Raw genomic sequence first — 24,570 nt, 5'->3', positions numbered from 1 at the left:
GGTCTAGTACATGGCAGCGACCGAGACCCTGACCGCCGAGCGCATCCTGGAGGCGACCGAGGAGGTGCTGCGCCGGCACGGCCCGGCGAAGGCCACCGTGGTGGACGTGGCCCGCGCCCTCGGCGTCAGCCACGGCAGCGTCTACCGGCACTTCCGCACCAAGGCGGCGCTGCGCGAGGCGGTCACCAAGCGGTGGCTGGACCGTACGTCCGAGGCGCTGGGCGGGATAGCCGGCGACGGCTCCCGCGACCCCGAGTCCCGGCTGCGGGACTGGCTCGCCGCCCTCTTCGCCGCCAAGCGCCGCAAGGCGGGCGACGATCCCGAGCTGTTCGCCACCTACAGCGTGCTGGCCGGCGAGCAGGTCGGGGCGGTCGCCGAGCACATTGACGAGCTGACCGGGCAGCTGACGGGGATCGTCGCCGACGGGGTGGCCGCCGGCGTCTTCCACAGCGACGACCCCGCGGCCAGCGCCCGCGCCGTCTTCCAGGCCACCGGCCGCTTCCACGACCCGGTCCACGCGGGGGAGTGGGGCGCCCCGGAGGCGGACGCCGACTTCGAGGCGGCCGTGAACCTGCTGGTGCGGGGGCTGCGCGCCTGACCGCGCGGGCCGGTCAGGCCGCGGTCGGGTCCACGGTCGCCTGGTGCGCCCGCTCCAGGTGTTCCTGCGCCTTCAGCCAGGGCAGGAACGGTGCGCCCCGGCGCCAGCCGCACGTGTCACACCTGAGGATGCGCTGCACCCCGGTGCGGTGGACACGCACGGTGTGCGCACGGCCGTGCAGGTCCCAGCGGCTGACCTTGCTGGTGTCGAGCTGGGGCATGACTCCTCCGGCGTCCGGTGACGGCTGCAGCATTCTTCTGCCCCGCTTTCGGGACGGCATGGAGTGGGAACCACGTCGCGCCGGCGGTGTCCGTGCGGTCGGCCCCGGGTGTCTCGCCCGGGGCCGGAACCGGGCAGGTGAGCGGCTGGAGGCGTGTGTGAGGATGCCGGGCGTGATCGGCTGTGCGGTGAGCTTCCTGCTCGGTCTCGGGCTGGGCGGGCTTTGTCCGGTGGTGCTCGGGCGCCGACCCGCCGCAGGGGAACTGCCCGCAGCGGTACAGGAGTCGGTGACCGCCTTCGGGGAGCAGGCGGTCGCCTTGGAGTTCGAAGCCGGCGGCACAGACGCCGCCCCGGCCGCTCTGAAGGAGTAGCGGGCAGCGTTGGAGGCGTACGACCGGGCCAGTGCGGCGCGCACGGAAACCGACGCGCTGACCGCACTGCGGGACGGCCGCGCCGCCATGGTCCGCCTCGACGCCCGGCGCGATGGCCGGCCTCCCGATCGACGCCCTTCCGCCGACCGCCGACCTCAGCCGTCCGCGACCGCTCGCCGACGTCGGTGAACGCCATGTGGCGACGGGCTTCGGCGACGGGAGGACCGAGGTGCTCATCGACCGTCCCGAGCCCGGCCGTCCTGCCCTGGTGGAGGTCGATGTCACCGGCGGGGGTGACTTCTTCCTCGGCACCGTGACGCGCACCGAGGACGTGACCGACACCGGCGATCACCCGATCTCGGTCATCGGTGGGTACCACGGCCGTCAACACCTGCCTGCGGAAGCCACGCACCTGCGCGTCACCACCGCCAGTGGCATGAACGACCACCGCTGGTCGACCCGCGTCCTCCCGCTGCCGGCCGCGACCGCGCTCGCCCCCGAACACCGCGGCCACGGTGACGAGGTGCTCCGCCACAACGGCGGCCCGACGTTGCTCACCATCCAGTTCCAGACCGATGCCGCTCGGCACGTCCGTCACCTGTGCCAGTGCCTGCGCTCCTGGCCCGCCTGCGACTGCCGTCCACCGGCATGGCCCAACAACACCCCCGGTGGCTGGGGCCATGGCGTGTCCGGCCTGGGCGACGGGCGCCGTACGCTGCGTCTGCCCCGCCCCGGCTTCCTGATCATCCCGGAGAACGCCGGTGGCTCCTGGTACCTGACCACCCAGCCGGTGGACATCCCGCCGCCCCGGCTCCGGCGGCGCGGGCGCCGCTGACCCGGCACGGTTCCAGGGCTGTGACCGCCGTCGTGCCGGCGCAGGCGGGCACACGGGCCCGGTCTGTGGGGCCCGTGACCCGCCGGCGTGCCCGGCACCGCACGGCATGCGGGACAATGGGGGAATGCCCACGCCCTCGCCGACCCCGAGCACGCCCGTGACCGCGCCCCTGTCCATCGGCCCGCACGCCGTGCAACCGCCCGTCGTGCTCGCCCCGATGGCCGGGATCACCAACGCGCCCTTCCGCACCCTGTGCCGGGAGTTCAGCGGCGGCAAGGGGCTGTTCGTCAGCGAGATGATCACCACCCGGGCGCTGGTCGAGCGCAACGAGAAGACCATGCAGCTCATCCGGTTCGACGCCGCCGAGCAGCCGCGCTCCCTCCAGCTCTACGGCGTCGACCCGGCCACCGTCGGCAAGGCCGTCCGCATGATCGCGGAGGAGGACCTCGCCGACCACATCGACCTCAACTTCGGCTGCCCGGTGCCCAAGGTGACCCGCAAGGGCGGCGGCTCGGCGCTCCCCTTCAAGCGGAACCTGCTGCGCGCCATCCTGCGCGAGGCCGTCGCCGGCGCCGGGGACCTGCCGGTCACGATGAAGATGCGCAAGGGCATCGACGACGACCACCTGACCTACCTGGACGCCGGCCGGATCGCCGTCGAGGAGGGCGTCACCGCCATCGCGCTGCACGGCCGCACCGCCGCCCAGCACTACGGCGGCACCGCCGACTGGGAGGCGATCGCCCGGCTCAAGGAGCACGTCCCCGAGATCCCGGTGCTCGGCAACGGGGACATCTGGTCCGCCGACGACGCCCTGCGCATGGTCCGCGAGACCGGCTGCGACGGCGTGGTCGTCGGGCGCGGCTGCCTCGGCCGGCCGTGGCTGTTCGCCGACCTGGTCGCCGCCTTCGAGGGCCGCCCGGACGCCTACGTGCGGCCCACCCTGCGCGAGGTGGCCGACGTGATGATGCGGCACGCCACGCTGCTCGACGAGTGGATCGGGACAGGTGGGGAGGCCCGGAGGGCCACCGCTGAGGGCGGTGGTGGGGGACGGGCGGGCGAGTCGCGCGGCGTGATCGACTTCCGCAAGCACGTCGCCTGGTACCTGAAGGGCTTCGCGGTCGGCTCCGAGATGCGCCGGCGGCTCGCCGTCACCTCCACGCTGGAGGAGCTGCGGGCCGGGCTCGACGAGCTGGACCTGGACCAGCCCTGGCCGGCAGGCGCCGACGGCCCCCGCGGCCGTACGTCCGGCAACAACCGCGTGGTGCTGCCGGACGGCTGGCTGAACGACCCGCACGACTGCGCGGGCGTCGGCGAGGACGCCGAGCTGGACACCTCCGGCGGCTGATCAGCCCGTGGTGGGCCGGGGCACCGACCCGTAGGCGGTCAGGAAGCGGTCGCGGAAGGCGTCCATCCGCCACACGGGGGCGTCGTCGGCGGGCCGGAGGCCGGGCGTCCAGTTCCAGCCGTCGATCTTCTCCAGCACCTCGGGGTCCTTGGCGACGACCGTCACCGGCACGTCCCGGTTCCTGGTGTGTCCGGTGACCCGGGCGATGGGCTGGTGGTCGCCGAGGAAGACCAGCACGGTGTCGTCGGTGCCGTAGCGCTCCAGCCACGCGGTGAGGGCGGTCACCGAGTACGACACGGACCGGCCGTACTCCGTGCGGGACTCCGCGGAGTCGGCCATCACCTCGGACGCCTCCCGTCCCTCCGCCTCGATCGCGTCGAAGACCGAGCCGTCGCCCAGGTCCTCCCAGTCGACCATCTCCGGGACCGGCGCCCACGGCTGGTGGCTGGAGGTGAGGATGACCTCCGCCATCAGCGGCCGGTCCCGCTCCCTGCCGTGCTCCAGGCGCTGGAACGCCTCCAGGGCGTACTGGTCCGGCATGGTGGACCAGCTGAACTTCGGCCCCTCGTAGCCCATCCCGAAGGCGTCGTACACCGTGTCCAGGCCGTACCACTTCGCCTCCGGCCAGGCCTTCTGCACGCCCGGCATGATGCCGACGGTGTCCCACGCGCCGGACTTCCGGAAGGCCGCGGTGAGGGTGAGGCGGTCGCTGTGGGTCGCGGTGCGGTACCGCTGCTGGTTGTCGATCCACAGGCCGGACAGGGTCGTGGAGTGCCCGAGCCAGCTGCTCCCGCCGTACGTCGACGAGGTCAGCCATCCGCTGCGCGCCCGGTAGCCGGCCGCGGTGAGCGCGGCGCCCCGGGCGTCGAGGGTGCGGGTGACACCGGGCGCGATCAGCGGGTCCTCGACGGCCACCCGGCCGTAGCTCTCGATGAACGCGATGACGACGTCCTTGCCGCGCAGGTCCGGCAGGAGCAGACGCGGCGGGGTGGCGCCGAAGGCGTCCGTCCGGGCCTCCTTCGCGAAGGCCGCCTCGTCGCGCAGGGTGTCCACCACCCGCCGGGTCTGCCCGCGCAGGGTGTCCGCCGCACGGTCGGAGGCGACCGGCAGCCCCGAGATCTGCAGGCCCAGCGAGGCGCAGGTGATCCACACGGCGCCCGCGATCAGGGCGCCCCGGCTCGCGCGGGAGCGGTGCCGGGCCAGCAGGTCGCCGAGCCGCACCGTGGCCAGCGCCATGACGACCACCACGAGCACGGCGAGCAGGACCGCGCCGACGGCGGCGGCGGTGGCGACGAAGCCGCCCATGGAGTCCCGCACGTAGGACAGGGCGTCGTCCAGCAGGCCCCAGTCGAGGACCAGGTTGAAGCCGCGGCCCAGGTACTCGCTGAAGCCGATGTCCAGCAGGTTGAGCACGGTCAGCAGGCCGAGGCCCGTGCCGCAGAGCGCGGCGAGGACCACGCGCGGCCGGCGCGGCAGGGCGAGCAGCGAGGCCGCCCCGACGATCGCCTCGGCGGGGATCCGGGTGAAGCGGTCGGGGCGCAGGCCCGGCGCGGTGTTCGGCATCAGCAGGGCGCCGAGCACCAGGACGGTGGCGAGGACGTGCACCGTGAGACGCAGGGCGCGGTCGGCGGAGGGGTGTGCGTCGCGTGCGCGGCGCAGGCGCGCGAGGAGACGGACGTCCTGCGGGCGCGGGAGAACACGGAGGGCGCGCAAGCGCGTGAGGACGCGAGTGAAGACGGGCAACCCGGAGGTTCCTTCCGTACCGAGACCGGTGAGGCGGGAGGGGCGGACCCGGCGTGGGGGTCCGGATCCGCCTCCCTTCCGTACGGGCGGCCGGGCCCGAGCGTTCATCCCGACGGTCCGCATGGTGGAACCCGGCACCGTATGGCAGCGTGATTCTCACCACCCCTGATAGGGATTACGCTCAGATGAGCAGATCATGGGACGCTGCACTTCTCAAAGGGTGGCACTCAGTGCCATTCGATGATCGTTCATCGGGCGAAATCAAACGTGGTGCACAATGCTCAGATGAGCATTTCGATCGGTCGTTGGAGGAGCTCCGCGTTCAAGAAGTGAAAACACCGGGCTCCGACGGCTTGCCAAGCTTTGACTTTCGATCCGCTGGCGCTCGGCCGGTGACAGGCGCACGACCCACAAGTGGACGTACCCAGACGCCTTTGATCTGGGTACATTCCTCGCCGTCAGGGCAGCCACCGCGTCCTCGAGGAGTCGAGACCCGTGTCGGAAAACAAAGATCACCATGGCGTTCGGTCGGGCACGAGCGTTGAGAGCGTGAAGTTCGTCTACGACTTCACCGAGGGCAACAAGGACCTCAAGGACCTGCTCGGCGGCAAGGGGGCCAACCTCGCCGAGATGACCAACCTCGGTCTCCCCGTGCCACCCGGCTTCACCATCACCACGGAGGCCTGCAAGGTCTACCTGGACAGCGGGGAGGAGCCCGCGGCACTGCGTGACGAGGTGAGTGCGCACCTCGAGGCGCTCGAGCGGAAGATGGGCAAGAAGCTCGGCCAGGCCGACGACCCCCTCCTCGTGTCGGTCCGTTCCGGCGCCAAGTTCTCCATGCCGGGCATGATGGACACCGTCCTCAACATCGGTCTGTCCGACGCGTCCGTGCGGGGCCTGGCCCAGCAGGCCGGCGACGACCGGTTCGCGTGGGACTCCTACCGGCGCCTGATCCAGATGTTCGGCAAGACCGTCCTCGGCGTGGACGGCGAGCTGTTCGAGGACGCGCTCGAGGCGGCCAAGGCCGCCAAGAAGGTCACGGTCGACACCGAACTGGAGGCCGCCGACCTCAAGAAGCTCGTCACCAGGTTCAAGAAGATCGTCAAGACCGAGTGCGGCCGGGACTTCCCGCAGGACCCGCGCGAGCAGATGGACCTCGCCATCAAGGCCGTCTTCGACTCCTGGAACGGCGAGAGGGCCAAGCTCTACCGCCGCCAGGAGCGCATCCCGCACGACCTGGGCACCGCCGTCAACGTCTGCTCGATGGTCTTCGGCAACCTCGGCCCCGACTCCGGCACCGGCGTCGCCTTCACCCGCGACCCCGCCTCCGGCCACCAGGGCGTCTACGGCGACTACCTGCAGAACGCACAGGGCGAGGACGTCGTCGCGGGCATCCGCAACACCATCCCGCTCGCGGAGCTGGAGCAGATCGACAAGAAGTCCTACGACCAGCTCCTGCAGATCATGGAGACCCTGGAGAACCACTACAAGGATCTCTGCGACATCGAGTTCACCATCGAACGCGGCCGGCTGTGGATGCTGCAGACCCGCGTCGGCAAGCGCACCGCGGGCGCGGCCTTCCGCATCGCCACGCAGCTCGTGGACCAGGGCCTGATCGACGAGGCCGAGGCGCTCACCCGCGTCAACGGCGCCCAGCTCGCCCAGCTGATGTTCCCGCGCTTCGACGAGAACGCCAGGGTCGAGCAGGTCGGACGCGGCATCGCCGCCTCCCCGGGCGCCGCGGTCGGCAAGGCGGTCTTCGACTCCTACACCGCCGTGAAGTGGTCCCGCTCCGGCGAGAAGGTCATCCTGATCCGCCGCGAGACCAACCCCGACGACCTGGACGGCATGATCGCCGCCGAGGGCATCCTCACCTCGCGCGGCGGCAAGACCTCCCACGCGGCCGTCGTCGCCCGCGGCATGGGCAAGACCTGCGTCTGCGGCGCCGAGGAGCTGGAGGTCGACACCAAGCGCCGCCGGATGACCGTGCCCGGCGGGCACGTCGTCGAGGAGGGCGACATCGTCTCCATCGACGGCTCCAGCGGCAAGGTCTACCTGGGCGAGGTCCCGGTCGTGCCGTCGCCGGTCGTGGAGTACTTCGAGGGCCGGATGCACCCGGGCGCCGACGACGCCGACGAACTCGTCGAGGCCGTGCACCGGATGATGGCCTTCGCCGACCGCAAGCGCCGGCTGCGGGTGCGCGCCAACGCCGACAACGCCGAGGACGCGCTGCGCGCCCGCCGCTTCGGCGCCCAGGGCATCGGCCTGTGCCGCACCGAGCACATGTTCCTCGGCGACCGGCGCGAGCTGGTGGAACGGCTGATCCTGGCCGACACCGAGACCGAGCGCGAGGAGTCGCTGAAGGCGCTGCTGCCGCTGCAGAAGCAGGACTTCGTCGAGCTGTTCGAGGCGATGGACGGGCTGCCCGTCACCATCCGCCTGCTCGACCCGCCGCTGCACGAGTTCCTGCCCGACATCACCGAGCTGTCGGTCCGCGTCGCCCTCGCCGAGTCCCGGCAGGAGCCGCACGAGAACGAGCTGCGGCTGCTCCAGGCCGTGCACCGGCTGCACGAGCAGAACCCGATGCTGGGCCTGCGCGGGGTCCGCCTCGGCCTGGTCATCCCGGGCCTGTTCACCATGCAGGTGCGGGCCATCGCGGAGGCCGCGGCCGAGCGCCGGAGCGCCAAGGGCGACCCGCGCGCGGAGATCATGATCCCGCTGGTCGGCACGGTCCAGGAGCTGGAGATCGTCCGCGAGGAGGCCGACCGGGTCATCGCGGAGGTCGAGGAGTCCACCGGCACGCGGCTCAGGCTGGCGATCGGCACGATGATCGAGCTGCCGCGCGCCGCGCTGACCGCCGGCCAGATCGCGGAGGCCGCCGAGTTCTTCTCCTTCGGCACCAACGACCTCACCCAGACGGTGTGGGGCTTCTCCCGGGACGACGTGGAGGCCAGCTTCTTCACGGCCTACCTGGAGAAGGGCATCTTCGGGGTGTCGCCGTTCGAGACGATCGACAAGGACGGCGTGGGGTCCCTGGTGAAGTCCGCCGCCGCGGCGGGCCGCGCCACCCGGCCCGACCTGAAGCTCGGCGTCTGCGGCGAGCACGGCGGTGACCCGGAGTCGGTGCACTTCTTCCACGAGGTGGGACTGGACTACGTCTCCTGCTCCCCGTTCCGCATCCCGGTGGCCCGTCTCGAGGCCGGCCGCGCGGCCGTCACCTCGGCGGGCAGCGACCACCGCTGAGCCCTCCGGGGCGCGCTGGACCCCGGGGCCGTCGTCTGTCACCCGACCACCCTCACCGATCGGCGACGGCACCGGATCACGAAGGAGGGGCGGCACCCGTGCGGGGGCGCCGCCCCTCCCGTCGTACGCGTACGCGGAACGCGCCCGGTGGGACGGTCAGCCGCGGCCGCGGCGCAGGCGGGAGGCGAGGAGCACGGTGCCTCCGGCGAGGACCACGGCACCGACGCCCACGGTCACGTAGGTCGTGACGTCGTCGTCCGGCCCGGCGGATCCGTCGCTCGTGGCGGCCCGGGTGGTGTCGGCCACGGGAGTCGTGTCCCCGTCGATCTCGGTGTCGTCGCGCGGGACGAAGCCGGCGGGCGGTTCGTCGCAGGCGATGCCGTCGCCGTCGGGGTCCAGCTCGGGACCGTAGTGGTCGTCCCCGCTGGAGATCCTCGCGTAGCCGTGGTCGTACGCCTCCGGGCAGCTCGCGAACGGGTGGTCCCCGTCGTGGGCCGACGCGGTGGCGGGGAGGGCGGCCAGGGTGAGGGTGGCGAGAAATATGAGGGTGTGACGTGTCAGGTGCATGATAAATGCCCCCCTGTCCGGTGGTGCGGGTGCGGATGGCCGGGGTGCGGCGTGATGAAGCTACTGGCAGTTCAGGGGCGCTGCAGAGGGTTACGAGCGACCTGTGATGTGAACGTGATGTGACGGGGTCGTGGCGCAACGCCACGAACGGAAGCGATCGTTCACTCCTTCGGGGGCCGAGAGCCCGTGTCTGGAGGGTGGCCGCCGCCCGGTTTCGGCCACCCGTCGAGCGTCCGGTGCGGAACCGATAGTGTCCTGGGCCGGACGAGCGCCGCCACGGCGGGGGAGCGGAGGGTGCAGCGGTGTCACCGGTGATACGAGGCAGCGGGGTCGGAACCCCGGACGGCGCGGTCGGGAGTCCGGGCGGGGAAGGCGTCTCCCCGTGGCGGTCGGTGCGGCGCACGGTGGGGGTGACGCTGTGCGGATGGGCCGCCGCGCTGGTCACCGCCGGGGTGTCCTACCTGGCGCTGCGCTGGGTGGCCGTGCCCATCGTCGTGGGCGTGCTGCTCTGTCTGACGTTCGCCGGGCTGCTGGTGTGGCTGCACCGCGCGGGCTGGATCGCCCTGCTGTCCCTGGCGCCCGGCCTGTTCGTCCTCGTCGGGGCCGTCCAGTACGCGCCCGAACTGGCGCTGGACGTGCGGGGTGTGCGCGAGAGCGTGGTGATCGTCGCGGACAGCGCGGCGGGGACGGACGGCAAGAACCACCGGTACACGCTGCGCGGCGAGGACGGCCGGGAGCTGGAGGAGCGGCTGACCTACAACGGGAGCGGGTGGAGTCCGCAGGTGGGGGAGCGGCTCGACGTGGTCCGCGACCCGGAGGGCGTGGTGCCGATGGAGCGGGCGGACGAGGTGGACCCGGAGGGACGGCTCGGCGGGGCGGTCGCCGGGCTCGCGGCCTGGACGCTCATGGCGCCGGTGGCGGGCTGGCGCGGGCACGTGCGCCGCCGGCAGGGCAAGGAGGGGTCCCTGCTGCTGTCGCTGTGAGCCCCCGGGCGCCGGGGGTGTGACCCCGCGGCGCCCGGAGACGGACCGCGTTCGTCGCCGCTCTCCATGAACGACACCCTCACCGAAAAGCGTGAACACTTCAGGGGAGCAGGTGTCAGCGGTCCTCGCGGCGCCTGCGGGCGGCGATCACCAGGCCGCCGCCGAGGAGGACGACGGCCGCGCCGCCCGCCGCGATGTACGGGGTGGTGTCGCTGCCGCCGGTCTCGGCGAGGTCGGTGCCGCCGCCGTTCCCCTCCTCGGCGCCGTCGGTCCCGGCGCCCGCGCCCGCCCCGGCGTCGTCGTCGCTCTCGTCGCGCGGCACGAAGTCCGCGGGCGGCTGGTCGCAGCCGACGCCGTCGCCGTCCCGGTCGAGGTGCTTGCCGTAGTGCTCGTCCCCCTCGGGGATGTTCTTGTACCCGTTGTCGTACGCCTCGGTGCAGTTCTCGAACGGGTGATTGCCGTCGTGGGCCACGGCGGTGGCCGGCACGGCGGCCAGGGCGACGGCGGTGAGCAGCGCGGCGGCCGAGGTGCGGAACGGGATCATGATGAGGAGCCCCCCCAGGTGCGGACGAAAGCATGTGCTCGGTGCGAGACTGCCGAAGTTACTGGGGCGCGGGGGACGGGGCGGGGATACGGAGCACCCGTGATGCGAACGTGACGTGACCGGAGGGTAGCTCTCCGCTACGGCCGCCCGGTCGGCCCGTCCGTCCGCCCGTACCCCTCCAGCGGGACGGCCACCACGGTGAACGTCGTCGACGGACGGGTGGAACCGGGAACGCCGACGGAACCGGTGTGACCCCATCCGCCCGCCCCGCTGAACGGGGCGGGCCCGACCCGACAGGAGGCCGACAGCCGTCCGGGCGTCAGGCCGCCTCCACCTCGTACGCCGTCACGCGGACCGTGTCGTCGTCCAGGCACCGGCCCGTCTCCAGGTCGAAGCGCTGCTTCAGGAGCGGGGAGGCGACGAACGGGCGGCCCCGGTGGGTGCCGGTGAGGCCGCGGGAGAGGACCGCCGCGCCCGTGAACGGGTCGCGGTTGTCGATGGCGTACAGCCGGCCCGCGCGGTCGGTGAACACCGCGGCCTGCCGGCCGTCGGGCAGCAGGGCGGCCACGCCCCGGCCGGGGACCAGCCGGTCGAGGCGGCAGACCTCGAACCAGCCGTCCGCCAGGCGGAGCCGTACGGTCAGGCCGGTGGTCGTCTCGAGTGCCAGGGTCATCGCTGTGCGCTTCCTTCCAGGACGTCGTCGGCGGGACGCGGGCCGATGTTCAGCAGGGGCAGGTCGGGCTTGATCTGGTCGCGTTCGGGGACGAAGGAGACCACCGGGTCGGGGGTGTCCGGGGCGTTCACGAAGGACACGAACCGGGCCAGCTTCTCCGGGTCGTCGACGGTCTCCGCCCACTCGTCGCGGTAGTGCGCGACGTGCGCGGCCATCAGCTCCTCCAGTTCGTCGCAGATGCCCAGCGAGTCGTGCACCACCACGTCCCGTACGTGGTCCAGGCCGCCGGGGACGCGCTCCAGCCAGGCGGAGGTGCGCTCGAGGGGGTCCGCGGTGCGGATGTAGAACATCAGGAACCGGTCGATCAGGCGGACCAGCCCGTCGTCGGAGAGGTCCTGCGCGAGCAGGTCGGCGTGGCGCGGGGTGGCGCCGCCGTTCCCGCCGACGTAGAGGTTCCAGCCGTGGGCGGTGGCGATGACGCCGAAGTCCTTCGACCGGGCCTCCGCGCACTCGCGCTGGCAGCCGGACACCGCCGACTTCAGCTTGTGCGGGGAGCGCAGGCCCCGGTAGCGCAGTTCCAGGTCGATCGCCATGCGTACGGAGTCCTGGACGCCGTAGCGGCACCAGGTCTGTCCGACGCAGGACTTCACCGTGCGCAGCGACTTGCCGTAGGCGTGGCCCGACTCGAAGCCGGCGTCGACCAGCCGGGTCCAGATCAGGGGGAGCTGCTCGACCCGCGCGCCGAACATGTCGATCCGCTGGCCGCCGGTGATCTTCGTGTAGAGCCCGAAGTCGCGGGCGATCTCCCCGATCACGATCAGTCTCTCCGGCGCGATCTCCCCGCCGGGGATGCGCGGCACCACCGAGTACGAGCCGTTCCTCTGGAGGTTGGCCAGGAAGTGGTCGTTGGTGTCCTGGAGGGCCGCCTGCTCACCGTCCAGCACATAGGTGCTCGCGCCGATCGTCGGCGCGAGGGACGCGACGATCGAGCCGACGGCCGGCTTGCACACCTCGCAGCCGTCGCCGCCGCGCGCCTCCTCGCGGCCGTACCGGTCCAGCAGTTCGCGGTGGGAGGTGATGCGCAGGGCGAGGACGATCTCGTACAGCTCCTCGCGGGTCCGGGAGAAGCAGCCGCACAGGCCCTTGTCGACCTCGACGCCGTTCGCCTCCAGCTCGGCGTCCAGGAGCTGACCCAGCACCTTCACGCAACTGCCGCAGCCCGTACCGGCCCTGGTGCACTTCTTCACCTCGGGAACGGTGGTGCACCGGTGGTCGGCGACCGCGCCGCGGACGGCGCCCTTGGTGACGTTGTGGCAGGAGCAGACCACCGCGTCGTCCGGCAGCGCGGACGGGCCGAGCGCGGCCGGGGCCCCGGCGCCGGCGGGCAGCACCAGCGTCTCCGGCGCGAGAGGCGGCACCGAGCCGGTGAACGCCCGCAGCGTGCCGTACGCCTCCGCGTCGCCGACCAGGATGCCGCCGAGCAGCGTGCCGTCCCGGCCGATCACCAGCTTCTTGTACAGGCCCGCGCGGGAGTCGGAGTACACGACGTCCAGGCAGCCCTCCGCGGTGCCGTGCGCGTCGCCGAAGGACGCCACGTCCACGCCGAGCAGCTTCAGCTTGGTCGACAGGTCGGCGCCGGTGAAGGAGGACACGTCCCCGGCGATGGCCGCGGCGGCCGTCTCCGCCTGCTCGTAGCCCGGTGCGACCAGGCCGTACACCCGGCCGTCGGCGGCCAGCGCGCACTCTCCGACCGCGAACACGCGCGGGTCGGTGACCGTGCGGCACTGCTCGTCCACGGCGATCCCGCCGCGCTCGCCGACCGCCAGGCCGCAGTCGCGGGCGAGCTGGTCGCGGGGGCGGACGCCGGCGGAGAACACCACCAGGTCGGTGGCGATCTCGGAGCCGTCGGACAGCTTCATGCCGGTGACGGCGCCCGTCTCGTCGACCACGATCTCCTGGGTGCCGACGCCGGTGCGGACGGCCAGTCCCCTGTCCTCGACGGTGCGCAGCAGCGCCGCGCCGCCGCCCTCGTCGACCTGCGCCGGCATCAGCCGCGGTGCGAACTCCACGATGTGCGAGGTGAGTCCGAGGCCCTTGAGTGCGCCGGCCGCCTCGAGCCCCAGCAGACCGCCGCCGACCACCGCGCCCGTCCTCGCCCGGCTCCGCGCGTACCCCTCGATGGCGAGCAGGTCCTCGACGGTGCGGTAGACGAAGCAGCCCTCGGCGTCCTTGTTCGGCACCGGCGGCACGAACGGGTAGGAGCCGGTCGCCAGCACCAGCACGTCGTAGCCGACGACCAGCCCGGAGCGGGCGGTCACCGTGCGCGCCTCGCGGTCCACGCGCTCGGCCGGGTCGCCGACGTGCAGCTCGATGCCGTGGTCCGCGAGGAACGCCGGGTCCGTCAGCGACAGGTCCTCGGGCGTCCGGCCCGAGAAGTACGAGGTGAGCTGCACGCGGTCGTAGGCCGGACGCGGCTCCTCGCACAGCACGACCACGCGGTGCGTGGCGGTCAGGCCGCGCTCGGCGAGCGCCTCCAGGAAGCGCTGGCCGACCATGCCGTGGCCGACGAGCACGATGGTCGGGGTGTCCGTGGGCATCAGGAGCCTCCGTCGTGGGTGAGCAGGTGGAGCGGGGGCCCGCCGTCGGGCGGGAGCGGCTCCGCTCCCTCCCAGGCGCGCGCGAGGGCGCCGACGGTGCCGAGTTCGCCGACCAGCACGCCGCCGACCAGGCGGTCGCCGCGGACCACGACCTTGCGGTAGGTGCCGCGGGTGGCGTCGGCGAGCCGTACGACGTCGTCGCCCGGCAGGCCCTCGGTATCGCCGAACGCGGCCAGGTCGAAGGGGCTGTCCGGGCCGGTCAGGGTGAGCCGGGTGAGCGAGCGGGTGCCGGTGTAGCGGGCGGCGGCGTCCCCGGCGAGCAGCGCGGCGAGCGCGTCGGCCTGTTCCAGGGCCGGCGCGGCCAGCCCGTACACGGTGCCGGCGTGCTGGGCGCAGTCGCCGACCGCGTGGACGTACGGGTCGGAGGTGCGCAGCTCGTCGTCCACGACGACGCCCTCGGCCACGTCCAGCCCGGCGGTCCGGGCGAGGGAGACCCTCGGGCGCACCCCGCAGGCCGGCACCACCAGGTCGGCGTCCAGGGCGTAGCCGTCGGCCAGCTCCACCGAGCGGACCGCGCCGCCGACGCAGCGCACGTCCCGCACCCGGCACTCGGTGTGCACCTCCACGCCGAGCCCGGTCAGATGGCGCCGGACCAGCGCGGAGGCGGCCGGGTCGAGCTGGCGCTCCATGAGCCGCTCGGACTGCTGGGCGAGGACCACCCGCGCGCCGCGCACGGCCAGCGCGCGGGCCGCGGACACGCCGAGCAGCCCGCCGCCGATCACCACCGCCCGCACGCCCGGCCGCACCTCGGCGGACAGGCCCAGGCAGTCGTCCAGGGTGCGGAAGGCGTGCACGCCCCGGGGCAGCTCGCGGTCCTCCGTGAACAGGCCGCGCAGCGGCGGCAGGACGGGGTTGGAGCCGGTGGCCAGCACCAGCCGCCCGTAGGCGGTCTCCGAGCCGTCCGCGTGGACGACGGTCCGCCGGTCCCGGTCGATGCCGGTGACCCGGGCGCGGACCAGCTCCGCGGGGGCGGGCAGGGCGATCACCTCGGGCCGGTAGCGCCCGGCGAGCACCTCGGCGAGCAGCACCCGGTTGTACGGCGGGTGCTCCTCCTCGCCGATCAGCGTCACGGGCGTGCCCAGCTCGCCGAGCCGCCGGGCGAGACGTACGCCCGCGAGGCCGGAGCCGATCACCACCACACGCTCGTTCGAGGTCATGTCCCGAGCGTGCGGGGCGGGTGTTACCCGGTGGCATCCCCGCTGTTTCCCGCGCGGAACGCTGCCCTCAGTGGGCGCGGGCGCCGGGTGTGAGGCTTCCGGGGGCGGCCGCGGGGCGGGTGTGAGGCTTCCGCGGGCGGCCGCGGGGCGGGTGTGAGGAGGCCAACCTCAACAAACGCTCATCTTGATGGACGGGGCATCTTTCGCCTTCGTAGGCTCGCGGCCATGCCCGACATCTCGCTGACCACGGTCGTCCTGCTCTGCGTGGCCGCGCTCGTCGCCGGCTGGATCGACGCCGTGGTGGGCGGCGGCGGGCTGCTGCTCCTGCCGGCGCTGCTGCTCGGCCTGCCCGCCGGCACCCCGGCCGCGCACGCGCTGGGCACCAACAAGGCGGTCGCGATCGTGGGCACCACGGGCGCGGCGGTGACGTACGCCCGCAAGGCGCCGGTGGACGTGCGGACAGCGGTGCGGATCGGGCTGGCCGCCCTCGCCGGGTCGTCCGGCGGTGCGTTCCTCGCGGCCGGGATGAGCACCGAGGTGCTCAAGCCGGTCATCATGGTGGTGCTGCTCGCGGTGGCCGCCTTCGTCATCCTGCGGCCCGCCTTCGGCACCGCCCCCGCGTCGGGCCCGGCCACCCGCCGGCAGATCCTCGCCGCGATCGGCCTGGCCGGCCTCGGCATCGGCTTCTACGACGGCCTGATCGGCCCCGGCACCGGGACGTTCCTCGTCCTGGCGCTCACCGCCCTGCTCCACCTCGACCTGGTCACCGCCTCGGCCACCGCCAAGATCGTCAACTGCTGCACCAACGCGGGCGCCCTCGCCACCTTCGCCTGGCAGGGCGCGGTCCTGTGGCAGCTCGCGGCCCTGATGGCGGTCTTCAACCTGGCGGGCGGCACGCTCGGCGCCCACACGGCCCTGAAGCGCGGCAGCGGCTTCGTCCGCGTGGTCCTGCTGACGGTGGTCTTCGCCCTGGTGGCGAACCTGGCGTACGAGCAGTGGGTGGCGTAGGCCCCGGCGGACGGGACACGGAGGGCTGCTCTAGGCTTCCCGACCGTGACCACCACCTTGATGACGTACGCCGGTCCGGTCGACGACGACGCGCCGGTGACCCGCACCGGCGGCGTGCCGCTGGTCCCGGCCGGGTTCACCTGGCCGCGGTGTGCGGAGTGCGAGGGGCCGATGCAGTTCCTCGCGCAGGTGCCGGCGGACGCCCCCGGCGCCGAGGGGGACGCGTACGTCGTCTCCGTCTTCATGTGCCAGAACGACCCGGGGCTGTGCGACGAGTGGGATCCGGCGGCGGGCGGCAACCGGGCGCTGGTGTTCCCCCGCGCCGGACTCACGCCCGCCCCGGTGCCGGAGGAGGGCGAGACCCTGCTGCCGGAGACCTGCGGCGTCGACCGCACGGCGGTCGACGCGGTCTCCTACTCCGAGGCACGGGACGCCTGGGCGCGGGCGAGCGGCCGTCCCGTGCGGGACGTCCTCGGCGGCCTGGGCGGCGCTCCCGCGTGGCTCCAGGGCGACGAGACGCCGGCGTGCCCGTCGTGCGCGCGGGCGATGAGCTTCGTCGCCCAGCTCGAGGAGGGCCGTGACGAGGGGACCGCGATGAACTTCGGCGGTGGCGGCTGCGGGTACGCCTTCGCGTGTGTGCCGTGCGCGGAAGGCGCGTTCCTCTGGCAGAGCTGACCGGCCGGCTCCGCCCGCTTCCCCGGCGGCGGTCGTCCCCCGTGTTCTGACACGGGGCGCGGAGCACCTTGAGGGGGCGGACGCCACGGACCTCGTGGTCCGGGCGGCGGCCGGCCTCATGGGGCCGGACCCCGGGGCGGCGGCTGCCCGCGGGACCGGCTCCCGTCAGCGGGTCCCCGTCAGGTGGGCGTAGACGACCACGTTGCCGCGGTAGCCGGTGGCGGGGGAGTAGCCGGCGCCGCAGGTGATGACGCGGAGCTCCGGGCGGTCGGCCGGGCCGTAGACCTTCTCGTCGGGGAAGTCCCGGGCGTCGTACGCCTCGACGGCGTCCACCGTGAACACGGCGACCGTGCCGTCGCGCCGGGCCACCTCGACCGTGCTGCCCTTGCGCAGGGCGCCGAGCGAGTAGAAGACGGCCGGGCCGTCGGCGTTGTCGACGTGGCCCGCGACGATCGCCGTGCCCCGCTCGCCGGGGGTGGTGCCGGCCTCGTACCAGCCGGCCAGGTCCGGGCGGTCGGCGGGCGGCACGTCGAGGGAGCCGGCCGGGGTCAGCCCCAGGCCGGTCAGCGGCGCGTCCACGCCGATCGCCGGGATGCGCACCCGGTCGGGCGGCGACGGCGGCAGCGCGGGGGCCGCGGACCGCGCCGGGCCGTGCGCGTCGCGTGCGGAGTGCGCCTGCGCGGCGGACGGCTGCGGCGGGGCGCCGCCCCCGCCGTCCCGCAGCAGCACGGCCCCCGTGCACAGGGCGCACACCGTGACGGCGGCCATCGCCGCGTTGCCCGGCCTCCGGGGCCGGCGGAACCTGCGGCGCATGGGGTGACCTCACCTCGAGTCGGCCCCGTGCCCCCCTCCGGGCCGCGAGGGGCGTCGGGCCCGGAGGGGGAGGGGACGTGCGGTACCTGGGGGACGGGCAGCGGAGGACGCCCGTCAGATCCCGTCGCCTCTCGCCCGGCGATGCAGGAACCAGGTACCGCCCGCGGCGGCGACGGCGAGGGCCGTCACGCCGGCCGCGGTCTGCACGGGGTCGGGGCCCAGCGCGCCACCGACCCCCGTCTTCACGCTTCCCCGGGGAACCACCTGCTCCGCCTCGGGCGTCAGCGTCACCACGAGGTCCCCGGTCACCCGGCGCCCGCCCCCGGCGCAGGCGACGACGATCTCGTACGTCCCCGGCTGCGCGCTCGGCGGCACCTGGAACTGCCCGATCGCCTCCCCCTGGTGCGTGCTCGGCGCCAGCGTGAACCGGCCGGCGCCGACCGCGGAGGCGTCGCCCGCCGCCGTCCCCTCCTCACCGCACGCCGCGGTGTTCGCGGAGACCAGTGCGCCCGGGGCGACGGACGACGGGTACATGCGCAGGCCGGCGGTCGACGGGCCGGGGGCCTCCCCGGCGTACGCGGGGACGGCGAGCAGCCCCGCGGTGGCCACGGCGAGCGCGGTGCCGGTCGTGCCGGTCAGCAGCCGGGCGGTACGTCGCATCGATGCTCCCTCGAGCTCACGGAGGGGACCCGGCCCGCGGCACCCCCATGTGCCGCCGTCGACCGCGTCCCTGCCCCTCCGAGGTAAGTCGCCCCGGGCCGCCACCGCTCCCTGAGAGGGCGTCAGGGCAGCGGCTGAACGGGTGTCGGGCGACCCCGGCAGCCCTGGGCCCGTCCCGCGTTTCAGCAGGTCACCGACGCGGACGTGAGCGGGCGAGCGGCGTGCGGCCGCATTGGGCCGGGCGGGGCTGCGAAGGGCTGACCGGGCGAGGGCGCCCCTCGGGGCGCCGGGTGCGGGCGGGACGCGGACGCCGGGCGGGGCCGACGGGGACAGCCGCTTCGGCCGGGACGTCCCGCGCCCCAGGGACCGCCCGGAGCACGGTGGGCGTGGGCCGGCCGCCCGCACGGCGCTCACGGCGCTCACGAGGCGGTGCGCTCAGGGACGCACCGCCTCGAGCCGTACCGCGCACGCCTTGAACTCCGGCATCCGGGACGTCGGGTCCAGGGCCGGGTTGGTGAGGGTGTTGGCGCGGCCCTCACCGGCCCAGTGGAACGGCATGAACACCGTGTCGGGGCGGATCGCGGTGGTGATCCGGGCCGGGGCGACCGCCCGGCCGCGCCGGGACACCACGGCCACCGGGTCGCCCTCGCGGGCGCCGAGCCGCTGCGCGAGCCGGGGGTGCAGCTCCACGAACGGGCCGGGCGCGGCGGCGTTCAGCTCGTCCACGCGCCGTGTCTGCGCGCCGGACTGGTACTGCGCCACGACCCGCCCGGTGGTGAGCAGCACCGGGTACTCCTCGTCGGGCTCCTCGGCGATCGCCCGGTGCGACACCGGGACGAACCGTGCCCGGCCGTCCTCGGTGGCGAACCGGTCCAGGAAGAGGCGGGGGGTGCCGGGATGGACGGTCCCGGCGTCCTCGCCCCGAGCCTCGGGGGAGGGGCACGGCCAGAACACGCCGCTGCCCTCGGCCAGCCGCCGGTAGGTGATCCCCGAGTAGTCCGCGGGGCCGCCCGCGCTGGCCCGGCGCAGCTCCTCGAAGACCTCCTCGGGGTCGGTCGGGAAGCGCTTCTCCGGGCTGCCCTCGCCGCCCAGCCGCGCGGCGAGCTCGTGCAGCACCTCCAGGTCGCCGCGCACGCCCGCCGGCGGGGTGACGGCCCGGCGGCGCAGCAGCACCCTGCCCTCCAGGCTGGTGGTGGTGCCCGTCTCCTCCGCCCACTGCGTCACCGGCAGCACGACGTCGGCGAGTTCGGCCGTCTCCGACAGCACCACGTCGCACACCGCCAGGAAGTCCAGCGAGCGGACGCGCTCCTCGACGTGCGCGGCGCGCGGCGCCGACACCACCGGGTTGGAGCCCATCAGCAGCAGCGCGCGGATGTCCGTGCCCAGCGCGTCCAGCAGCTCGTACGCGCTGCGGCCCGGCCCGGGCAGGCTGTCCGGGGCGACGCCCCAGACCTCCGCCACGTGCGCCCGCGCCGCCGGGTCGGTCAGCTTGCGGTAGCCGGGCAACTGGTCCGCCTTCTGGCCGTGTTCGCGCCCGCCCTGCCCGTTGCCCTGCCCGGTCAGGCAGCCGTACCCGGACAGCGGGCGGCCGGGCCGGCCGGTCGCCAGGGCCAGGTTGATCCACGCGCTCACCGTGTCGGTGCCCTTGGACTGCTGCTCCGGGCCCCGCGCGGTGAGCACCATCGCGGACTCGGGCTCGCAGAACAGCCGTACGGCCTCACGGAGCCGCGGCACGGGCACGCCGGTGATCCGTTCCACGTACTCCGGCCAGTGCGCCATCGCGGCGGCCCGGGTCTCCTCCCAGCCGGCCGTGCGCTCCCGGATGTACTCCTCGTCGGTGCGCCCCTCGGCGACGACCAGGTGCAGCAGGCCCAGGGCCAGCGCGAGGTCGGTGCCGGGGCGCGGCGCCAGGTGCAGGTCGGCCTGCTCGGCGGTGCGGGTGCGGCGCGGGTCGACGACGATCAGGGTGCCGCCGTTCTCCTTCAGCTCGGTGAAGTAGCGCAGGGCCGGGGGCATGGTCTCGGCGGGGTTGGCGCCGACGAGGATCACACAGCCGGTCCTCGGGATGTCCTCCAGCGGGAACGGCAGGCCCCGGTCGAGGCCGAACGCCCTGCCTCCCGCGGCGGCGGCTGACGACATGCAGAACCGTCCGTTGTAGTCGATCTGCGAGGTGCCCAGCACCACCCGCGCGAACTTCCCCAGGGAGTACGCCTTCTCGTTGGTGAGCCCGCCCCCGCCGAACACCCCGACCGCGTCCGCGCCGTGGTGCGCGCGAGCGCTTCCGATCCCCTCGGCGACCCGGTCCAGCGCCTCCTCCCAGGAGGCCGGCTCCAGCGTGCCCGCCGCCGACCGCACCAGCGGCGAGGTCAGCCGCACGGCCGGGGACAGCACGGCCGGAGCGGTCCGCCCCTTCCCGCACAGCGCCCCCCGGTTCACCGGGAAGTCCGTGCGCTCGCTCACCTCGACGCTCCGCCCGTCGGCGGCCGGCGTCAGGTTCATGCCGCACTGCAGCGCGCAGTAGGGGCAGTGCGTGGGCGTCACGGTGCTTCGCATACGGACCAGGCTGCGCCGCCGGTGTTACGCACCGCACCGGCCGCTGTTACACCCCGGGCACGGCGCCCTCTCCGCCGGCCGGGGCGCGCGGTGAGGCGTGGACGCGTCCCGCTCAGACGCCGACGAGCCGGACACGGTCGCCGCACAGCCGCGCCATGTCGTCGAGGTCGGACGTCAGTATGACCACCGGGCCCGGCTGGCGCAGCGCCATCTCGGCCACCGTCGCGTCGATCGCGTACTTGTGTCCGTGCAGGCCGGTGGCCTTGAGCAGCCCCGCCGCGGCTTTCGCCGCCTGCTCGGTCACCGGCTCGACCCTGACGCGGGACAGCGCCCACCGCAGCCGGGCCGTGTTCACCCGCGCGTGACTCACCTCGACGATGGTGTTGGCCCCGACGACGAAGTCGGCACCCGCCGCGTGGAACACCTGGAACATCGCGGCGGTCCTGCGGTCCTGTGCGATCCAGGCGGAGAGGCCCTCGGAGTCCAGGACGACCGTCTCGACGTGCCCGCTCACGCCGCGCTCGCCGAGCCGCCGGCCTCGGTGTCCCCGAAGATCCGGGAGCGGGCCTCCGCCAGTTCCTCCTCGGTGAAGGCGCCGTACTCCTCCTGATGGGACAGCAGATCGGCCCCGAGCAGCTGGTGCCGCAGCTGACGCGCCACAGCTTCGGCGACGTAGCCGGAGACGTTGTCGGTGAGCTTTTTCAGCTCGGCGACCTGCTCGGTCGGGAGGGTCACCGTGATGCGCGTCGTATCCGCCATGGATAGGAGCATACTCGAGTATGCGCGCTCGGGTCGTCAGTCCGGCCCGCCGGACCCTCGGGCGTCCGCCAGCGCCCGCCGCACCCCCGGCTCCTCGGGCCCGAGGAAGTGCGGGTCCGGCCGGAACACCGCGTCCAGGGCCGCCTTCCCGGCCGCGAGGACCTCCCGGGCGCCGCCGTAGTACCAGGTGACGTCGTGGCGGTCGGCCACGCCGACGCCGTACGACGCGACGCCCGCCGCCTCGCACAGCGCCACCGCCCGCCGGATGTGGAAGCCCTGGCTGATCAGCACCGCCCGGTCCACGCCGAAGATCTTCCGGGCGCGGACGCAGGAGTCCCAGGTGTCGAAGCCCGCGTAGTCGCTCACGATCCGCGCGTCGGGCACCCCGTGCCGGGTCAGGTAGGCGCGCATCGCGTCCGGCTCGTCGTACTCCTCCCGGCTGTTGTCGCCGGTGACCAGCACCACCTGGATCCGCCCCGCGCGGTACAGCTCCGCCGCCGCGTCCAGCCGGTGCGCGAGGTACGGCGACGGCTCCCCGTCCCACAGCCCCGCGCCGAACACCACGGCCACCTCGGTGTGCGGCACGTCGGCGACGGTGCGCAGCCGGTCGCCGGTGCTCAGCCGCAGCCAGGTCGCCGGCAGCAGTGCCAGCACGCACACCGCCACCACGGCCCGCACCAGCCGCCGCTGCCCCGCGCGGGTGCGCGGCAGCCGCGGGCGGTGAAACGCGAAACGGCGCATCGGACGGCCTCCCCCGGGTCGGTCGCTGATCCGGTAGACGCCCCGCCGGGGCCCGCGGTTCGCGCCGTGTGACCGGGCTCACGGTGCCACGAGAGGGAGCCGTCGCCTCACACCACCCCCCGCCCCCGCGTGAACACCCCGCAAACACGCGTGACCCCGGCGCAACGGCAGGGCAACCTCCTGCGGTCACGCTCGCCGCATGACGGCGTATCCGACCCACCCCGGCGCCCGGCCCCGCCCGGCCGCCCCGTCCCCCGCCCTCGTCGTGGTGGCCCACGGCAGCCGCGACCCGCGCGCCCCGGCCACCGTGCGGCGGCTCCTGGAACGGGTCCGCGCGCTGCGCCCCGGCCTGCCGGTGCGCCTCGGCCACATCGAGCTGAACGCCCCCCTGCTGCCCGACGCCCTCGACGAGCTGGCCGCGAACGGCGCCGGGTCCGCCGTGCTCGTCCCGCTGTTGTTCGGTCGCGGCCACCACGTCACCCGGGACATCCCCGGCGCCGCTGCGGCGGCGCCGCTGCCCACCCGGGTCGCCGGCCCGCTCGGAGCGCACTCCCTGCTCGTGGACGCCCTGCACGCACGGCTCACCGAGGCGGGCTGGCAGGCCCCCCGGGACGCGGAGGACCGCCGCACCGGCGCCGTGGTGCTGGCCGCCGCCGGGTCCCGCGCGCCCGCCTCCCGCGCCGACACCGAGCGCATCGCCGGGCTGCTCGCCGCCCGGCTCGGCGTGCCCGTCGTCCCCGCCTACGCCTCCGCCGCCGCGCCCACCGTGCCCGAGGCGGTGCGCGCCCTCGCCGCCCGCGGCCGCACCCGGGTCGCCGTCGCCTCCTGCTTCACCGCGCCCGGCCGGTTCGCCGCCGCGTGCGCAAAGGAGGCGCCCGGCGCCGTCGCCGGCCCGCTCGGCGCCCACCCCGCGCTGGCCCGCCTGCTCCTCCACCGCTACGACCGGGCGCTGCGCACCGCGGCCCCGGCCGCCGGAGGGACCGCCCTCACCCTCGCGTGACACGACCACCGGTGTCCGGGATGTCACCGGCCGGGGCTACTGTCGGATCATGGAAGGCATCACGTCCGGCACGCCCGACCCGTCCGCGCACCACCTCCCGCCCGCCGGGTACGACCCGTCGGCCGTCGAACGCTGGGCCGCCGAGCCCGACAAGCGGCCGGGCCGCACGGCCTTCCAGCGCGACCGGGCGCGCGTGCTGCACTCCGCCGCGCTGCGCCGCCTCGCCGGCAAGACGCAGGTCGTCACCCCCGGCGCGCACAGCCAGGTGTGGGACGCCAGCCCCCGCACCCGCCTCACCCACTCCCTCGAATGCGCCCAGGTGGGCCGGGAGCTGGGCGCCGCCCTCGGCTGCGACCCCGACCTGGTGGAGGCCGCCTGCCTCTCCCACGACCTCGGCCACCCGCCGTTCGGGCACAACGGCGAACAGGCGCTGAACGAGTTCGCCGAGGACTGCGGCGGCTTCGAGGGCAACGCGCAGTCGCTGCGGCTGCTCACCCGCATCGAGCCCAAGCGGTTCACCCCCGAGGGCTCCGTCGGCCTCAACCTCACCCGGGCGGCCCTCGACGCGGCCACCAAGTACCCCTGGCCGCGCGGCGCCCACCCCACCGACCCGGCGTCGGTGAAGTTCGGCGTCTACGACGACGACCGGCCGGTCTTCGAGTGGCTCCGCAAGGACGCCCCGGGCACCCGCACCTGCTTCGAGGCGCAGGTCATGGACTGGGCGGACGACGTGGCGTACTCGGTCCACGACGTGGAGGACGGCCTGCACGCGGGGCACATCGACCCCAACTGCCTGCACGCCGACCCGGAGCGGGAGGCCGTCTTCGCGGTCGCCGCCCGCCGGTACGTCCCGGCGGACACCGACCCCGCCGAGCTCGCCGAGGCCCTCGACCGGCTGCTCGCCCAGGAGTGGTGGCCGCACGGCTACGACGGCACCGCCGTCGCCCAGGCCCGCCTCAAGGACGCCACCAGCCAGCTCATCGGCCGTTTCTGCCTCGCCGCCGAGAGCGCCACCCGGCAGGCCTGGGGCGGCGGCCGCCTCACCCGGTACGGGGCCGAGCTGGTCGTCCCGCGCTCCACGCGCATGGAGTGCGCGGTCCTCAAGGCGGTCGCCGACCGGTACGTCATGCAGCGCGCCGAGCAGGAGCGGCTCCGCGCCGACCAGCGCGTCGTCGTGCTGGAGCTGGCGCAGGCGCTGACCGCCCGCGCACCCGACGGGCTGGACCCGCAGTTCCGCAGCCTGTTCGACCGGGCGCCGGACGACCGCGCCCGCAAGCGGGTCGTCGTGGACCAGATCGCGTCCCTGACGGACGCCTCGGCCCGCTTCCTGCACGCCCGGCTCACCGGCCGGACGTGAAACAGGTGGCCTGATCGGGTCACTCCCCCTTCCCGCGGCCTTCCGCTTGCGGGAGGCTCGCTGATGGCA

Annotated in this window: 23 protein-coding genes; 10 read left to right on the top strand and 13 right to left on the bottom strand. The window is 74.4% G+C overall.

Annotated features, from left to right (window positions below):
* Positions 1 to 10: 10 nt before the first annotated feature.
* Positions 11 to 598: a TetR/AcrR family transcriptional regulator gene (locus tag ACWH4W_RS00180; protein ID WP_473073826.1), complete on the top strand. Its 588-nt coding sequence runs from the start codon at positions 11 to 13 to the stop codon at positions 596 to 598.
* A 13-nt stretch (positions 599 to 611) separates the two neighbouring features.
* Here the strand turns inward: ACWH4W_RS00180 and ACWH4W_RS00175 are convergent, their stop codons facing one another.
* Positions 612 to 818 (bottom strand): hypothetical protein, encoded by a 207-nt coding sequence (locus tag ACWH4W_RS00175; RefSeq protein WP_473073825.1) that lies wholly within the window; start codon positions 816 to 818, stop codon positions 612 to 614.
* Between the two features lie 172 nt (positions 819 to 990).
* On the opposite strand from ACWH4W_RS00175, the gene ACWH4W_RS00170 reads away from it, so the two are divergent.
* From ACWH4W_RS00170 to dusB, 3 genes are all read left to right on the top strand, one after another.
* Positions 991 to 1,188, top strand: coding sequence for a hypothetical protein (locus tag ACWH4W_RS00170; protein ID WP_473073824.1), 198 nt, complete (start codon positions 991 to 993; stop codon positions 1,186 to 1,188).
* A 112-nt stretch (positions 1,189 to 1,300) separates the two neighbouring features.
* Positions 1,301 to 2,023: a hypothetical protein gene (locus tag ACWH4W_RS00165; protein ID WP_473073823.1), complete on the top strand. Its 723-nt coding sequence runs from the start codon at positions 1,301 to 1,303 to the stop codon at positions 2,021 to 2,023.
* 106 nt (positions 2,024 to 2,129) lie between these two features.
* Positions 2,130 to 3,368: a tRNA dihydrouridine synthase DusB gene (dusB, locus tag ACWH4W_RS00160; protein ID WP_473073822.1), complete on the top strand. Its 1,239-nt coding sequence runs from the start codon at positions 2,130 to 2,132 to the stop codon at positions 3,366 to 3,368.
* Here dusB and ACWH4W_RS00155 read toward each other — a convergent pair whose 3' ends face one another.
* A complete protein-coding gene (locus tag ACWH4W_RS00155; protein ID WP_473073821.1) occupies positions 3,369 to 5,111 on the bottom strand; it encodes an alkaline phosphatase family protein in 1,743 nt (580 codons plus the stop codon). It lies immediately after the preceding gene.
* Positions 5,112 to 5,606: 495 nt separating this feature from the next.
* Here ACWH4W_RS00155 and ppdK point away from each other — a divergent pair, with 495 nt between their 5' ends.
* The gene (gene ppdK / locus ACWH4W_RS00150) at positions 5,607 to 8,354 is read left to right on the top strand and encodes a pyruvate, phosphate dikinase (protein ID WP_473073820.1); all 2,748 of its coding nucleotides are present in this window, start codon (positions 5,607 to 5,609) and stop codon (positions 8,352 to 8,354) included.
* A gap of 156 nt (positions 8,355 to 8,510) precedes the next feature.
* Here ppdK and ACWH4W_RS00145 read toward each other — a convergent pair whose 3' ends face one another.
* Positions 8,511 to 8,921, bottom strand: a complete 411-nt coding sequence (locus ACWH4W_RS00145; RefSeq protein WP_473073819.1) for an excalibur calcium-binding domain-containing protein — start codon at positions 8,919 to 8,921, stop codon at positions 8,511 to 8,513.
* A 311-nt stretch (positions 8,922 to 9,232) separates the two neighbouring features.
* On the opposite strand from ACWH4W_RS00145, the gene ACWH4W_RS00140 reads away from it, so the two are divergent.
* Positions 9,233 to 9,904, top strand: coding sequence for a hypothetical protein (locus ACWH4W_RS00140; protein WP_473073818.1), 672 nt, complete (start codon positions 9,233 to 9,235; stop codon positions 9,902 to 9,904).
* 115 nt (positions 9,905 to 10,019) lie between these two features.
* Here ACWH4W_RS00140 and ACWH4W_RS00135 read toward each other — a convergent pair whose 3' ends face one another.
* From ACWH4W_RS00135 to ACWH4W_RS00120, 4 genes are all read right to left on the bottom strand, one after another.
* Complete coding sequence (locus tag ACWH4W_RS00135; RefSeq protein WP_473073817.1) at positions 10,020 to 10,448, bottom strand: LAETG motif-containing sortase-dependent surface protein; 429 nt, start codon at positions 10,446 to 10,448, stop codon at positions 10,020 to 10,022.
* 319 nt (positions 10,449 to 10,767) lie between these two features.
* A complete protein-coding gene (gene nirD, locus ACWH4W_RS00130) occupies positions 10,768 to 11,121 on the bottom strand; it encodes a nitrite reductase small subunit NirD (protein WP_473073816.1) in 354 nt (117 codons plus the stop codon).
* Entirely contained in the window at positions 11,118 to 13,718 is a 2,601-nt protein-coding gene (gene nirB, locus ACWH4W_RS00125; protein WP_473073815.1) for a nitrite reductase large subunit NirB, read from the bottom strand. The genes nirD and nirB overlap by 4 nt, the downstream gene beginning before the upstream one ends.
* The gene (locus ACWH4W_RS00120) at positions 13,718 to 14,935 is read right to left on the bottom strand and encodes an NAD(P)/FAD-dependent oxidoreductase (protein ID WP_473073814.1); all 1,218 of its coding nucleotides are present in this window, start codon (positions 14,933 to 14,935) and stop codon (positions 13,718 to 13,720) included. Before ACWH4W_RS00120 ends, nirB begins: the two co-directional genes overlap by 1 nt.
* A gap of 225 nt (positions 14,936 to 15,160) precedes the next feature.
* Between ACWH4W_RS00120 and ACWH4W_RS00115 the strand changes: the two genes are divergently transcribed.
* Positions 15,161 to 15,943 (top strand): sulfite exporter TauE/SafE family protein, encoded by a 783-nt coding sequence (locus tag ACWH4W_RS00115; RefSeq protein WP_473073813.1) that lies wholly within the window; start codon positions 15,161 to 15,163, stop codon positions 15,941 to 15,943.
* A 45-nt stretch (positions 15,944 to 15,988) separates the two neighbouring features.
* On the top strand, positions 15,989 to 16,618 hold the full coding sequence (locus ACWH4W_RS00110) for a hypothetical protein (RefSeq protein WP_473073812.1): 630 nt from the start codon (positions 15,989 to 15,991) through the stop codon (positions 16,616 to 16,618).
* A gap of 165 nt (positions 16,619 to 16,783) precedes the next feature.
* Here the strand turns inward: ACWH4W_RS00110 and ACWH4W_RS00105 are convergent, their stop codons facing one another.
* From ACWH4W_RS00105 to ACWH4W_RS00080, 6 genes are all read right to left on the bottom strand, one after another.
* The gene (locus tag ACWH4W_RS00105; protein WP_473073811.1) at positions 16,784 to 17,431 is read right to left on the bottom strand and encodes a class F sortase; all 648 of its coding nucleotides are present in this window, start codon (positions 17,429 to 17,431) and stop codon (positions 16,784 to 16,786) included.
* A 114-nt stretch (positions 17,432 to 17,545) separates the two neighbouring features.
* Positions 17,546 to 18,091: a hypothetical protein gene (locus tag ACWH4W_RS00100; RefSeq protein ID WP_473073810.1), complete on the bottom strand. Its 546-nt coding sequence runs from the start codon at positions 18,089 to 18,091 to the stop codon at positions 17,546 to 17,548.
* A gap of 435 nt (positions 18,092 to 18,526) precedes the next feature.
* Positions 18,527 to 20,644, bottom strand: coding sequence for a molybdopterin oxidoreductase family protein (locus tag ACWH4W_RS00095; RefSeq protein ID WP_473073809.1), 2,118 nt, complete (start codon positions 20,642 to 20,644; stop codon positions 18,527 to 18,529).
* 112 nt (positions 20,645 to 20,756) lie between these two features.
* Positions 20,757 to 21,158, bottom strand: a complete 402-nt coding sequence (locus tag ACWH4W_RS00090; RefSeq protein WP_473073808.1) for a DNA-binding protein — start codon at positions 21,156 to 21,158, stop codon at positions 20,757 to 20,759.
* Positions 21,155 to 21,403 (bottom strand): hypothetical protein, encoded by a 249-nt coding sequence (locus ACWH4W_RS00085; protein ID WP_473073807.1) that lies wholly within the window; start codon positions 21,401 to 21,403, stop codon positions 21,155 to 21,157. The genes ACWH4W_RS00090 and ACWH4W_RS00085 overlap by 4 nt, the downstream gene beginning before the upstream one ends.
* A gap of 36 nt (positions 21,404 to 21,439) precedes the next feature.
* Positions 21,440 to 22,144, bottom strand: coding sequence for a SanA/YdcF family protein (locus ACWH4W_RS00080; RefSeq protein ID WP_473073806.1), 705 nt, complete (start codon positions 22,142 to 22,144; stop codon positions 21,440 to 21,442).
* 199 nt (positions 22,145 to 22,343) lie between these two features.
* Here ACWH4W_RS00080 and ACWH4W_RS00075 point away from each other — a divergent pair, with 199 nt between their 5' ends.
* Positions 22,344 to 23,144: a sirohydrochlorin chelatase gene (locus ACWH4W_RS00075; protein WP_473073805.1), complete on the top strand. Its 801-nt coding sequence runs from the start codon at positions 22,344 to 22,346 to the stop codon at positions 23,142 to 23,144.
* Between the two features lie 49 nt (positions 23,145 to 23,193).
* Positions 23,194 to 24,501, top strand: a complete 1,308-nt coding sequence (locus ACWH4W_RS00070; RefSeq protein WP_473073804.1) for a deoxyguanosinetriphosphate triphosphohydrolase — start codon at positions 23,194 to 23,196, stop codon at positions 24,499 to 24,501.
* Positions 24,502 to 24,570 lie beyond the last annotated feature (69 nt).

It is taken from the genome of Streptomyces sp. DSM 120436, from assembly GCF_055778765.1.
Note: the sequence above shows the minus strand (reverse complement) of the source record. Positions and strands in the feature narration are given on the sequence as shown.

Excerpts from the sequence above, each read along its gene's own strand:
- ACWH4W_RS00180 (WP_473073826.1), top strand. The coding sequence starts at position 11 with ATGGCAGCGACCGAGACCCTGACCGCCGAGCGCATCCTGGAGGCGACC.
- ACWH4W_RS00175 (WP_473073825.1), bottom strand. The coding sequence starts at position 818 with ATGCCCCAGCTCGACACCAGCAAGGTCAGCCGCTGGGACCTGCACGGC.
- ACWH4W_RS00165 (WP_473073823.1), top strand. The coding sequence starts at position 1,301 with ATGGCCGGCCTCCCGATCGACGCCCTTCCGCCGACCGCCGACCTCAGC.
- dusB (WP_473073822.1), top strand. The coding sequence starts at position 2,130 with ATGCGGGACAATGGGGGAATGCCCACGCCCTCGCCGACCCCGAGCACG.
- ACWH4W_RS00145 (WP_473073819.1), bottom strand. The coding sequence starts at position 8,921 with ATGCACCTGACACGTCACACCCTCATATTTCTCGCCACCCTCACCCTG.
- ACWH4W_RS00135 (WP_473073817.1), bottom strand. The coding sequence starts at position 10,448 with ATGATCCCGTTCCGCACCTCGGCCGCCGCGCTGCTCACCGCCGTCGCC.
- nirD (WP_473073816.1), bottom strand. The coding sequence starts at position 11,121 with ATGACCCTGGCACTCGAGACGACCACCGGCCTGACCGTACGGCTCCGC.
- nirB (WP_473073815.1), bottom strand. The coding sequence starts at position 13,718 with ATGCCCACGGACACCCCGACCATCGTGCTCGTCGGCCACGGCATGGTC.
- ACWH4W_RS00120 (WP_473073814.1), bottom strand. The coding sequence starts at position 14,935 with ATGACCTCGAACGAGCGTGTGGTGGTGATCGGCTCCGGCCTCGCGGGC.
- ACWH4W_RS00115 (WP_473073813.1), top strand. The coding sequence starts at position 15,161 with ATGCCCGACATCTCGCTGACCACGGTCGTCCTGCTCTGCGTGGCCGCG.
- ACWH4W_RS00105 (WP_473073811.1), bottom strand. The coding sequence starts at position 17,431 with ATGCGCCGCAGGTTCCGCCGGCCCCGGAGGCCGGGCAACGCGGCGATG.
- ACWH4W_RS00100 (WP_473073810.1), bottom strand. The coding sequence starts at position 18,091 with ATGCGACGTACCGCCCGGCTGCTGACCGGCACGACCGGCACCGCGCTC.
- ACWH4W_RS00095 (WP_473073809.1), bottom strand. The coding sequence starts at position 20,644 with ATGCGAAGCACCGTGACGCCCACGCACTGCCCCTACTGCGCGCTGCAG.
- ACWH4W_RS00085 (WP_473073807.1), bottom strand. The coding sequence starts at position 21,403 with ATGGCGGATACGACGCGCATCACGGTGACCCTCCCGACCGAGCAGGTC.
- ACWH4W_RS00080 (WP_473073806.1), bottom strand. The coding sequence starts at position 22,144 with ATGCGCCGTTTCGCGTTTCACCGCCCGCGGCTGCCGCGCACCCGCGCG.
- ACWH4W_RS00075 (WP_473073805.1), top strand. The coding sequence starts at position 22,344 with ATGACGGCGTATCCGACCCACCCCGGCGCCCGGCCCCGCCCGGCCGCC.
- ACWH4W_RS00070 (WP_473073804.1), top strand. The coding sequence starts at position 23,194 with ATGGAAGGCATCACGTCCGGCACGCCCGACCCGTCCGCGCACCACCTC.